Annotated in this window: 11 protein-coding genes; 6 read left to right on the plus strand and 5 right to left on the minus strand. The window is 71.1% G+C overall.

Features of this window, described 5'->3' with window-relative positions:
* Nucleotides 1–29: 29 nt before the first annotated feature.
* Nucleotides 30–227 carry a hypothetical protein gene (locus tag ABD224_RS00785; RefSeq protein ID WP_344045543.1) on the plus strand — a complete coding sequence of 66 codons (198 nt, stop codon included), beginning with the start codon at nt 30–32 and terminating at the stop codon, nt 225–227.
* Between the two features lie 296 nt (nt 228–523).
* Here the strand turns inward: ABD224_RS00785 and ABD224_RS00790 are convergent, their stop codons facing one another.
* Together ABD224_RS00790 and ABD224_RS00795 are read right to left on the minus strand one after the other, a co-directional pair.
* Nucleotides 524–724, minus strand: a complete 201-nt coding sequence (locus tag ABD224_RS00790) for a DUF397 domain-containing protein (RefSeq protein WP_344045545.1) — start codon at nt 722–724, stop codon at nt 524–526.
* Nucleotides 721–1,608, minus strand: coding sequence for a helix-turn-helix domain-containing protein (locus tag ABD224_RS00795; RefSeq protein WP_344045547.1), 888 nt, complete (start codon nt 1,606–1,608; stop codon nt 721–723). The genes ABD224_RS00790 and ABD224_RS00795 overlap by 4 nt, the downstream gene beginning before the upstream one ends.
* 322 nt (nt 1,609–1,930) lie before the next feature.
* On the opposite strand from ABD224_RS00795, the gene ABD224_RS00800 reads away from it, so the two are divergent.
* The 5 genes from ABD224_RS00800 to ABD224_RS00820 all read left to right on the plus strand — a co-directional run bounded on the left by ABD224_RS00800 (nt 1,931) and on the right by ABD224_RS00820 (nt 5,334).
* Nucleotides 1,931–2,155 carry a DUF397 domain-containing protein gene (locus ABD224_RS00800; protein ID WP_344045549.1) on the plus strand — a complete coding sequence of 75 codons (225 nt, stop codon included), beginning with the start codon at nt 1,931–1,933 and terminating at the stop codon, nt 2,153–2,155.
* Nucleotides 2,156–2,230: 75 nt separating this feature from the next.
* Nucleotides 2,231–2,698 carry a hypothetical protein gene (locus tag ABD224_RS00805; RefSeq protein ID WP_344045551.1) on the plus strand — a complete coding sequence of 156 codons (468 nt, stop codon included), beginning with the start codon at nt 2,231–2,233 and terminating at the stop codon, nt 2,696–2,698.
* A 147-nt stretch (nt 2,699–2,845) separates the two neighbouring features.
* Nucleotides 2,846–3,397: an ATP-binding protein gene (locus ABD224_RS00810; RefSeq protein ID WP_425580894.1), complete on the plus strand. Its 552-nt coding sequence runs from the start codon at nt 2,846–2,848 to the stop codon at nt 3,395–3,397.
* Between the two features lie 45 nt (nt 3,398–3,442).
* Nucleotides 3,443–4,699 (plus strand): helix-turn-helix domain-containing protein, encoded by a 1,257-nt coding sequence (locus ABD224_RS00815; protein WP_344045553.1) that lies wholly within the window; start codon nt 3,443–3,445, stop codon nt 4,697–4,699.
* Complete coding sequence (locus ABD224_RS00820) at nt 4,696–5,334, plus strand: PIN domain-containing protein (protein WP_344045555.1); 639 nt, start codon at nt 4,696–4,698, stop codon at nt 5,332–5,334. Before ABD224_RS00815 ends, ABD224_RS00820 begins: the two co-directional genes overlap by 4 nt.
* Before the next feature lie 355 nt (nt 5,335–5,689).
* Here ABD224_RS00820 and ABD224_RS00825 read toward each other — a convergent pair whose 3' ends face one another.
* From ABD224_RS00825 to ABD224_RS00835, 3 genes are all read right to left on the minus strand, one after another.
* Nucleotides 5,690–6,796 carry a hypothetical protein gene (locus ABD224_RS00825; RefSeq protein WP_344045557.1) on the minus strand — a complete coding sequence of 369 codons (1,107 nt, stop codon included), beginning with the start codon at nt 6,794–6,796 and terminating at the stop codon, nt 5,690–5,692.
* Between the two features lie 363 nt (nt 6,797–7,159).
* Entirely contained in the window at nt 7,160–8,464 is a 1,305-nt protein-coding gene (locus tag ABD224_RS00830; protein ID WP_344045559.1) for a hypothetical protein, read from the minus strand.
* Between the two features lie 268 nt (nt 8,465–8,732).
* Nucleotides 8,733–11,243: a competence protein CoiA family protein gene (locus ABD224_RS00835; RefSeq protein ID WP_344045561.1), complete on the minus strand. Its 2,511-nt coding sequence runs from the start codon at nt 11,241–11,243 to the stop codon at nt 8,733–8,735.
* Nucleotides 11,244–11,711: the final 468 nt, after the last annotated feature.

Genomic DNA, 11,711 nt, shown 5'->3' on the forward strand with positions numbered 1-11,711 from the left:
CCACAGGTGCCCAGAGGAGCGAACCTCTCGTGGTACGTCGAAGCTACACCAGCAACCCGCGCTCGGCCGTCGTGCTGACGGCCGGCGCGGGCTGGAGGATTCGCGCCGCCAAGCAGCGCCGAAGCTCCGGAGCCGAGGCTCCGATGCCCCGGCGGCAGGCGGGGAAGCTTAAGGCGTTGCGGCAGACACTCGACCTCATACACGTGCTGATCATCACCGAGCGGTGACATCAGGCCCGCTACGAGTTGAGCCGCGCCCAGGCCTTGGTCAACGCGCTACCCGCCGACCAGACCACTGGGTGCCGCAAGCAACTCGCGGAGCTGCGGAAAAGGTTTGCAGCGCGCAAGACGCCTGTGGCGAAGAAGGCCGCCCAGGCGAAGGCTCCCGCCGCGCCCGAGGTGCAGCAGGAGCAGAAGAAGCAGGCCGGCCAGAAGCAAGCCCAGAAGCCCGCTCCTCGCAAGGCGGCGCCGAAGTCGGTCTTCCCCGACCTCGGCAACCGCTACATCAACCGAGCCACGCTCGGCTACTCCTCGGAACCCTCCGCAACGAACCTCACGAAGGGCACCCAGCCCTCACGCGCCACAGCGAAGGGCGGGCGGGACAAGTCCTTGGAGTCCCGTACATGAACAGCCTGCTCGGCGATCGCGACCTCCACGCAGCTGTCGCCCTGGCTGCCGCTGTAGCTGGACTTGAACCAGGTGAGTTCCGTCGTACCGCTGCTCATAGCTCTCCTCGCAGTCGCTCCAGCAAGGCCCGGGATTCCGTGGGGTTCAGGGCCTGCGAGCGCAGTGTTTCATAGCGTTGGCAGAGCAGACTCACCTCTTTCGGGTCGGAAATCAACCGCCCGTTTTCCTGTCCCTCGGAGTACCCGAGCCGCCGCCTCTCCGGGGTCTCCAGAACCTGTACGGGCCCATCCAGGCACGCGTGCAGCCCTGCCTCCAGCGGCACCACCTGAAGTGTCACGTTACGCGGACCAGTGAGCTCAAGAACATGGTCAACCAGCTCGCGCATCGCCTCCGCATCGCCGAACCGTCGCCGGAACACGTGCTCCTCGACGATGAAGCTGAACGACACCTTCGGCCGCTCCCGCATCATCGCCTGCCGTTCCATCCGGGCGGCGAGCTGCATTTCCAGTTCCTCGTCGGTCCGCAGCGGAAGCGTGCCCTCGAACACCGCCCGCGCGTACGCCTCCGACTGCAACAACCCCGGCACCACCCGGCACTCGTACGTGCACAGGCTCACCGCCTCCCGCTCCAGCCGTGCCCACCGGCGGAACCACGCCGCGAGTCCCGCCTCGCCCCGTGTCAGATGCCGGGCGGCCTTCCGCAGCGCGCCGGTGTTGCCGAGGGCTTCCTCCGCGCGCTCCACGAACGCCTCGTCCGGCATCCGGCGCCCCAGCTCCACCGACTCCACCGTGTGCTTGGAGTACTGGACAGCGGCGGCGAGGTCGGCCCGGCTGAGCCCCGCGTGCTCGCGCAGTGCCTGGACGACCGCGCCGAACGTGCGCAGGCTGTCCGACGGATGAGGCTCCCGTTCCCTCTCCCTCGCCGGAACCGTCTGCGCGCCGGCATCCCCGGCCGCCTCCCCCTCGACTCCGACGTTCTCCATTCACCGCCCCTTTCCTCCGTACCGCCCCGCGGCGGCTCCTCACGCCGCCCGTGCTCGCGGTCCAGCGTGGCGGAAAATCAGACGTACCGTCCACTCTTCGTGTCCGTACGCTGACTCAGCGTACGGAGTGCCACACTCGTCCCCGCCCCGTTCGGCCGCCAATCTGACGTCATGGAGAGCGAGGAGAAACCGTCCGTTCCCGTCGTCCGGAGCCACGGCGGGAGCGTCCGGGGCCGCCGTCGCCCCTCCGTGGACTCCCGCCCGGTGCGGGCGGCGGCGGCCGGGACCGGCCGCGTTCAGACGAACAGGAAGAAGGTCAGTGATGCAGGACGGAACCACTCTGTACGCGCTCGACATCAGCGGGGCCTCGTTCGTGAAGCCGTGCGGCGGCCCCTGCACCGAGGGGTGCGTGACCCTGGCCCGGATCGGTGAGGACGCCTGGGCCCTGGGCGACAGCAAGCGGCCGGACGCGCAGCCACTGCGGTTCACCACGCAGGAGCTGAACGCGGCCGGTATCGACCCGGCGCGTTTCGGCCTCGGCGCCTGATCCCCCTCCCCTCCCGCCGGCCGGGCCGGGTCCGTTCCCGCGCCCGGCCGGCGCCTCTCGAAACGGGAACGGCTCATGCACCACCACGCCTATCTGTGGACCGGCCCGAAGGAACGCTTCGACGACGAGGCCCTGCGGCGGCCCCCGCACCCCGATCCGCCCCCGGCCGGAAGCAGGCCGGAACTGATCCAGCGCTACCAGCAGGTGGCCGCGGAGTTCCCCACGTCGGATCTCCCGCCCCTGGAGACGGCGTACTGGCTCCTCAAGCCCCGCTCGCTGGTGCGGGGCACCTGGGACGAGGCGAAGGAGGCGGCGGCCTGGCTCGGTGAGCGGCTGGCCGAGTACGCTCCCCGGTTCATGTCGGAGAGCGACCGGGACACCGCGCGTCTGGCCTGGATGGTGAACGCGGCCGCCGAGCGCCTGCGTTCGGGTGGCGACGTGTCGTACGGCTGCTACCTCGAACGCCCCCTGTACCTCTCCCTGGCCGTGGTGACGTGCTCCCCGAACCGCGCGATGCCCGACCTGCCCTGCCCGTGCCCGTAGCCGGAACCCGGAACACCCCCGCCCCGCACCCGCCACCCGGCGTGACGGAGGAAGCGGCGCACTGGCCACTCTCCGCGTCCGTACGCTGACTCGGTGTACGAAGCGTGGCACTCGTCCCCGCCCGCGTCCGGCCGCCACTCTGGCGTCATGAACCACGCAACGCCCCACGTCGGCGCTCCCACCCGCACCTTCACGCAACTGCTGTCGTCCACGCGGCGCGGCGCCCGGCTCGCCCGGCTGCTCGCCGTGACCGAGCTGCGCCGTTGGGGCGCCCCGCATGACCTCACCGAGCGGGCCGAACTCGTCGTCGCGGAGCTGGCCGCCAACGCCGTCCTCCACGGCCGCGTGCCCGGCCGCTGCTTCCGGCTCACACTCGTCCTCGACCCGACCGCCGGCCGCCTCCGCATCGAGGTCAGCGACGCCCGCGGGGATCTCCACCCGCGGATCGCGACGGATGCCGCCGAACCCGACGCACTCCGCACCGGCGGGCGCGGCCTGACCCTCGTCACCGCCCTCGCCGACCACTGGGAGTGCGTCCCGTACCCACCGACCGGCAAGACCGTCCGGGCCGTGCTCTCCGCACCGGCCGGCGAAGCACGAGCGTGCCGGGCGTGGGCCCACGGCGCGGGGGACACCGGGGCCGGGGCAGCCCGGCACCCCGCCGGAGGCACGCCCGGCTTCCTCTGGCAGCATGCCTGAATCAGGATTACGATGATTGATTCACGGGATGGTGCGGGGGCAGTCATGAAGCTGGAAGAGCTGGAAAAGGTGGGTCGGTACATCCGGCAGGAGCGGACACGCGCGGGCCTGAACCAGCGTGATCTGGCAGAACACGCCGGGCTCAGCCAGCCGACGATACACAGGATCGAGCAGGGCACCCGACCGGCGCTGAGCGTCACGGAGCTGGACCGGATCGCGCGGGCGCTGGGCGTGCCCATGCGGTACCTCCTGCGGGGCAATCCCGTCGCCGACCGGGCCCGCGTCGCTCCGCGCACGGCGCGGGAAGCCACTGACGAAGATCTGAACGAGGCGAGGAGGCTGGCCATCGATCTCCTGGCGCTCGACGACCGGCTGGCGGGGTCCCGTCCCGCCCCTAGCCCGTCCGTTCCGTCCGCGCCCCCGTCCGGTCGACCGGTCCCCGTCACCGACGCGGAGGAAGAGGGAAGGGCCGCCGCGACGGCCCTGCGCGCACGGCTCGGACTGGGCCTCGCGCCTCTGGCGGATCTTCCCGAACTGCTGGAGACCACCACGCACCTCGACGCCGGTGCGATGGCGATGCCCGGAACCGTCAGCGGCATCTCCGCCGTGGACCCCGCCCGAGGAGTGGCTGTCGCGCTCGTCAACGTCGGCGACGTACCCGAGCGGCAGCGCTTCTCCTACGCGCACGAGCTCGGCCACGTCGTCCTCGACGACGGAGTCGCCGTCGACCACCTGCGCTGCGGCCGCTCCCCACGCGAGATCCGGTGCGACGCCTTCGCCCGGCACTTCCTGGCGCCGCTGGAGGGGGTCCGCCAGGTATGGGAGCGCACGGCGGCGGCCCGCGGGCCGGCGGGGGAGGACGGCGACATCGACCCGTTGCGGCGTCTCGCCCAGGTCGCGCGTCATTTCCGCGTCTCGCTCCCCGTCGCCCGCATCCAGTGCATGAAGCTCGGCTTCGACCTGCCCCCGCAGTGCCAGGACGCTCTCCCCACCAACCGGGAAGCAGCCTGGCGTTTCGGCTGGGGACCCGAGTACGAGGCCGAGGTCAGTGCCGCGCAGCAGATCAGCCCCCCGCGCAGGATCCTCGAATGTGCGGTCCGCGCCTACGAGGCCGGTTCCCTCGGTCTGAAGCCACTGGCCCGTCTGCTGTGCACGGAACCGCATGACGCCGAAACCCGGCTGGAGAAGGCCGGTATCCGGCCGCCCGCAGCACCGGAGCCCCGACGGATCGACGCACGGTCGATGGCAGCCGCGCGCCGGAGGAGCTTGCACAGGAACGACAAGGAGCCATCACGAGCGTGAACGTCAGGGCGAACGAGAACGGGGAGGCGGCGAGTGACGCCGAACCCGTTGTCTCCATCCTCGACGCGGTGGTCTGCGTGTACTTCGCCGGCGCGAACCTGGTCGACATCCTGCTGAGGGCACTGGACTTCGCGGGCTGGCAGATCCAGGTTCCGCACGAGGTGTGCGAGGAAGTCAAGGGCAAGGACGCCAAGTTCCCCGGCCTGCGCAGGCGTTGGTCGGCGGTCGAGCGCAGCTCCCGGATCACGGTGCTGCCCGAGCTGACCCTGATATCCACCGACCCCGACCTGCTCGACCGGTTCTGCGAGATCCGCGACAACGACTTCGAGAGCGCCCATGAACAGCGGCAGCACCTGGGCGAGTGTGTCGTCGTCGCCCACGGCTCGTACCTGGCGGAGCGCGGACGAACCGTCTATGTCGGCATGGACGATCGCGACGGGCAGCGCATGGCCGCCCGTTACGGGCTCACCTGCTTCACCGTCGAGGACGTCATGCACTACGCCGTTCACGCCGGCTGCTTCCCGGACCAGGCAGCCTTAAAAGCCGCGTGGGATCGCCTGCAAAGGTTCGGTGACGGGCTGCCTCCCTTCGACCGGACCGGCTTGCCCGGCACCTGGCAGGATTACCGCACCTGAGGGCGACCGCTCGGCTCGCGGTACTCGGAAGACCGGCCTGCTCAACGGGACAAGGTCCGTCGTTCGGCCGTTGCTTCCGGCTCACGCTCGTCCTCGACCCGACCGCCGGCCGCCTCCGCATCGAGGTCGGCGACGCCCGCGGGGACCTCCACCCGCAGATCGCGACGGACGCCGCCGAACCCGACGCACTCCGCACCGGCGGGCACGGCCCGACCCTCGTCACCGCCCTCGCCGACCACGGGGACTGCGTCCCCTACCCGCCGACCGGCACAACCGTCCGGGCGGTGCTCTCGGCCGGAGGGGGCGCGGCGGCCGTCACCGTGTGACCGTTCCGCACAGGCCGGTTGACGGGCGGTCAGAAGACCTCGATCCACCGGCCCTGCCGGAGCCGTTCCAGGACCGGGCTCAGCCAGGGGCTCCGGGCCACGGGCAGCCGGGCAACGGTGCTGTCGAAGATGCGCCAGTCGGGCCGGAACAGCGCGCCGGGAGTCTGCGGAGGCTCGTCCTCGTCGAGGACGTCCCGCGGTACGTGGCTCGTCGTGCTGATCAAAGTGCGCTGCTCGGGCTCGACCAGCCGGCGCCACACACCCAGCGGCAGGGGCACCCGGTGGGCCGAGGCGGCGGGACCGTCGGGAGCCCACATGTCGCCCGTCCGGGGATGGATCGGCACGAGGAGGATCTCGGCATCCGGGTCCGGGGCGGGCTGTCCCGGTCCGGCGAGGGCGGCGTGCCGTTCCGGGCCGTCCTCGGGCAGCAGGACGTCAAGCACGCGCTGGAACATGTCCGTTGTCAGGCCGTCGGGGACCCGTACGGGGTGCCCCTCGGAGGCTTCCAGCAGGTGGGCGAGGGCGTGGCCGGCTGCTGCCTCCCACCGGGGGCTCCACGACCAGAAGTGGTTGTGTTCCGGCCGCCCTCCCCAGGTGGCGACCGGCTCGACCGGGGGCGTCTTCTCGCCGTGTTCGGCGAGTTCGGCCCAGGACAGGGGCGCGGGTCCGGGGCCGTCGACGGGGATGCGGCGCACGGCGTCGGGGTCGAGCCGCACCGACTGCCAGAGCGAGCAGTCGTCGATGCGGGTCGCCACGAGGAGACCGCAGGCCGAGCAGGCCGTGTTGGGGCCGTCGGCGCCGCCGAAGCCGCAACAGGCGATGCCGCGGGCCTCGGGAAGCAGCCGCGTGCCACGGATGTCGCCGGGCGCGATGACGTACGCTCCGGGCGTGCCGTCGGACAGGGCGGGGACGGGTGCGTGGACACCGCGCTCCTCGGCCTCGGCCGGATCGCCCTCGTCCCGCATCCGCCGGGGCCGTCCCCACGACTCCGGGTCCACGGCGAACGTCCCCGGCTGCATGAGCACCGGAAGCTGGACCCCGTTTCCGTAGCTCTGATGGGCGTGGACCGGCAGGGCGACCTGGGTCAGTGGAGCGGTCAACTCCGCGCCGCACCCCGCGCACACGAAAACGAACACATGCCCTCCCCTGGGAACCAGAGGCATCTTCGCAGCTCGCCGGCGGCCGGGCGGCACCCGATGCGCACGCCCCGTCGGGTGCCGCTGAGGGGCCTGGGGGATCGGACGGCCCTCGCCGTGCGCAGCCGTCCCCCGTCGGCCGGCCGGTCGGTACGGTGGTCGGAATCGTGGTGCACCGCTACGGGAGCGCAGGGAGGTCCCGGTAGCCCGCGACGCCCCGCCGGGGCGTGGAACGCGCGACCGGGCAGCCCCGGGACGCCCGGGCTCGTACGGCTCGGGTAACTCGCCGCCCAGGGCCGCGGCGAGTCCGCGCCGGCGGGCACGCCCACCGGCGGGAGCGTCCTGCCGCCCGGGCGCCGACCGCTACGCGGGTCGCGCCGGGAACACGATCACCGAGCCGTCCTTGTGGCGGGCCATGTCGATGGCCACGTCCGTCGGGCGGCTGTCGAGCCTGACCCCGCTGCCCAGCCGGTGGATGCGGTGGGCGGCGCGCAGCAGGCGGTCGACCTCGTTCGTGGTGAGGACGGGGCGGCGACCGGCCGGACGCGCCAGTTCCAGGGACGACAGACGCACCAGGACGGCGGCGATGCCCGACTCCAGTGCGTCGAGGCTCTCCTGGTCGCGCTTGAGTGCGGCCATGAAGTGCCGGAACGGGTTGCCGGGATCGTCCTGGGCGTGCTCGACGGCCTGGACGACGGCGACTCGCCGTTTCAGCGCGATGGCCAGGGAGGCGAGTTCGAGGTGGGTGCGGAACGTGCCGCCGTCGTCGTCGATGCCGGGGAACGACTGCGCCAGTGCGGCCAGTTCGACGGGCTGGTCCTCGGGCAGCGCGTCGAGCGCCTTCTGCCAGCCTTTGAGGCGGGACTCGGCCTTGCTCAGCGCCGTGTCGATGGTGTGCACCGCCGAGTCCAGCCCCAGCGACAGCCCGAGCTTGCCCTGGTCGAGGAGGACGGCCGTGGCCTTGTCGATCGCGGGACGGCAGCCGTTGAGTGCGTTCAGCTCGTCGTCGAGCTTGTCCTGCAGCACCTGCTCCAGCAGTTCCGTGATGTGCTCGATCGCCAGTTGCCGTTGACGGTCCGCGTGCGCGCTGACCCCGGCCGCCACGGCCATCAGCACGAGTGGGGCCGCCACGGTGAGCGCCGTACCGCCGACGGCCGCGGCACCGGCCGTCACGCCGGCCCCGCCGACCGTACCTGCGGCTGCCGCGCCCTGGACGGGCACGAGCTTGGCTTTGGCGACGATCTCGCCCGTCCCGTCGACGAGGGAACTGTAGAAGCCCCCGCCCTTCGCCGCCATCGGGCGGACAAGGCCCTGACCGAACTGGGCGGCGACCTTCGACGGGATCACCATCTGGTACAGGTTCTCGCCGGACGCGGTCGCCCGGGCCGTCGTGAGAGAGGTGCGCGCCGATCGGGTGACGAACTCCGTCAGGTGCTGTGCCAGAGGGCTCGCGGCGCTGAGCAGGATGCCACGGCTGCGGTCGAGCTTGTCGGGCAGCGGATGCACCTCCAGGGTGACGATGGGCTCCTCGGCCAGGGCGGCCAGCGCGCCGCGCAGTTCGGCCAGCCGCTCGGCCGTCATCGGCTCACCGGCGGTCAGCCCCGGCACCCGGACGTCGGCGGTCGCCAGCGTCCACACCGGCACAGTGGTCTTGCGGTCGTCGGTCATCGTTCCCCCTGGTTTTCCATGGGATCCTACGGCTGTCGTCCGACGGGAACGGCGGATTCTCGTTCCCTCGGGCTCCCGGATCGCGGCGCTCGGACGTCACTCGTCACACGTCGGACCGTTCCGGGACCGGGCCGGCTTCGTCGTGTGCTCGTGGTCCCGGTCGCGTCGTCACCGCATCCGCGCCCGTCCGCGTAGCCCTCCGGTCGATGTACGACGCACACGGCTTCGCCTCTCTCACCTCGTCACGGGTGCCGGTACCACACCCCGCTCACCGTCGGTGACGCCAAAGCTGCCGCAACCGGAGAACCGCCATGGCTCGATGGGATTCGAGTTCCGTGGCGGGGACAGGCTCCCGGCCGAGCCCCAGGCGCACCTGGTGGTAGAGCCGGTGCGGGGCGGCGGCGGAACCGTCGACCAGCGCGGACAGGAGCGGCGTGTCGGCCGGTGTGTCCCGATCCACCTCGACGAGCAACGCGACTTGGTCGTCGAGGTGCAGGAAGGGAAGCTGTCCGCCCGCCCTGCGACGAAGATCGCCCCAGTTCAGGGGGGTGCCGTCGGCACGGGCCAGTTCCTCGAGGACGCCACGGACGGTGAGGGCCAGCTTGGCGATCCTCTCGGCCGGCAGGCGGTCATCCCGCGGTGACTCGGCGGTACGGCCCGCCGACGACGGGTTCCGCGGGGCGGCCGCGGGTTGGTCGGCGCGCTCGGCGGACATCCGATTCTCCAGCCTGCGCCGCAGGCGTCTGACCTGCTTGGCATCCTTGAGCGGCAGTGGCTGGGCGTACTGTTCGCACTGCTTCCCGATCTCGTCGAGCAGCCGCTGCAGGTCCTGGGTGGACCGGTGCTCGTGAGTCCGGTTCAGTTCGTCGAGCAGACGTCTGATCTTCCTGAGATGCGGATTCTTCGTCTCGGCCGGTTTCGGTTCGACGGTCTTGGCCGGTTTCGGTTCGACGGCCTTGACCGGTTTCGGTTCGGGAGAGACGGTTCGGTGTTCCGTCCTGTCCTGGGGGACGGTGACCGGGCGGCCGATCAGGCGGTCGAGACGGAACAGAACGCTGTCGCTCTCACTCAGCCAGGCACGGAGGGTCCGCCTGTGGGAGCAGGCCTGCTCGTACTGTCGGAGAAGCGCCTCGCCTTGTTCCATCGCCTCCGACAGGCGCTGGACGCGCATCCCTTTCGTCCGGGCCCGGGTCTTCGCCGCCTCCTCCAGCTTCTCCCGCATCCGCGCACGCCTCCGGCGCGCCTGACGCAGGTCGTTCTCGGAGGGCGCCGCCCCGGCGGCCGACCGGTTCGTACCGGACGACGGGGCGGCCGGCCCGCGCGTCGGCCGGCTCCCGTACGCCGTATGCGTCTTCTTGGCCTCGGCCACCGCCCACTGCTGCAGAGCGAACTCCGAGACCGGTTCGGCCAACCCGAGCCGGGTCAGTACCTGGCCCAGGTAGGGAAGGGGCCTGCCCAAGTGGGTGACGATCAGGACGCTCAGCAGCGGGCGGTCGGGCACCCGCGGCTTGTCCACCTCGATCAGCAGTTCCTGGCGTTTGGGGTCCGACAGGTCGTAGACCCACCTGCCGAGCCGTTCGGCCAGTTCGCTCCAGGTGATCGTGGCGCCCTTCGCCGCGACCTCCTCCAGCACTTTCCCGAGTGCCTCGGCCGGCTTCCCCGGTGCGGTCTCCGGCACCTCGGGCTCACTGGACACGGGTTCGGTGAGCGGTGTCCGCTCACATGTGCTGGAGGCGCGGGGCGCCGGGACGTGCTTCTCGTCGAGTGCGACACTGGGACGCCACAGACCGGTGCGTTCCGCGTCCAGGCCGTTGAGCCGGACCAGGGCGTCGGCCTGGACCGCCCACGGGGAACCGTGTTCCCCGGCGATGTCCGTGACCAGCAGCCGAACCGGGCCCGCAAGACGGTAGACGTACTGGTCCGTGGGCATCGGCACCGTGTCGGGCAGGGACAGATGGGCCCGAACGATGCGGCTTCCCGCCGTCTTGACGAAACCGGGGACCAGGTACCGGCCGGTCATGGCGAACGGCGACGAGGACGGGAGCGCCGACTCGGTGTCCACCGCGAACACGACCCGTTCACCGGTGAGGGGCAGGCTGCCGGGGAGCGGCGCGCAGTCGACGCCGCCGTCGCGGACCAGTCCCTTGACGCGCAGTTCCTCGAGCGCGGGCGTGACAAGGCCGTTGCCGGTCATACGGCAGTGTTCCAGTGGGGTCCAGTCCGTCTTCGTTCCGTCGGCCGTGGTGCCGATGAGCACTCGACGGTCGTTGCCCTCGGTCCTGCACCGCACGAGCAGCGCGTATCCGCGACGCGCCGCCATGTCGCGTGCGAGGACGTCGTCCCGGCCGAAGACCCACTCGATACGGCCTTCCTTCGCGCTCAGGCTGTCCGCCGCCTTGCGCCAGCTTCGGTAGTCCTCGGGGTGAAGCTCGAACCGAAGGTGCATGTTCGCGCGACGCAACCAGAAATCCACGGCATCACCGTGGCAGTGCCCAAAAGTGCGCAACTCCCCCTGGACCTCGTGCCCCTGTGTCGCCAGCCAGCGGGTGACATGGGCCTTGATGAACAAGTGGTCGGCGCTGTCCACGCTGTGAGTGGTCCGGTGACATTCCCCACGGCCGGGTCTGGCCTCGTGGGCGAAGTGGCAGACCCTTGTCACATACCGTTTGGGGCGCAGCGGTTCTCCGCAGCCGCCGAGAAGCGTGCCGCACCAGAAGTCGTCTCTCCCGAACTGGCGGAGGAACTCGTCGAAGTTGTGCGGCTCTTCAGGAAGGATCACCGGCTGGTCCGAATCACGGCCTCCGATGACCGCGGTCTGAATGAGACGAGTGTCGATCTGCCCCAACTCTGGATCCTCCGAGAACACGCGAGCCAACCGCCTCGAGAGACAAGAAGGTGGAACGGGCTTTGCCCCGTGTACGCCGGGGCCACTACACGCCTTGGATGCGAAAAGCCTGGTCAGGGCAGAAGCCGAGGCGCTCGGAAGCCGCTCGTCGTGCGCTGCTTCTCCCTCCGGACACCGACTGCGGCCTGCAAGGACCGATCACGCCCCTTCGCCCCGTCATCAGCGACACGGGAGGGCGGCCCTTGCCGAGTTCGGCGAGCCCGTCACGCAGCTTCTGCCTCTGCTCGTCGGTCGTGAGCCCGAGCCGGTCCGCTTCCTGGCTGAAGGCCCGCCAACTGACGCCCCCCGCACGAGAGGCGCAACGCCTGAGCCTGTCGATGACGGACGGCGACTCCGCCTCGA

It is taken from the genome of Streptomyces thermoalcalitolerans (assembly GCF_039525155.1).
In the GTDB taxonomy this organism is placed as follows: domain Bacteria; phylum Actinomycetota; class Actinomycetes; order Streptomycetales; family Streptomycetaceae; genus Streptomyces; species Streptomyces thermovulgaris.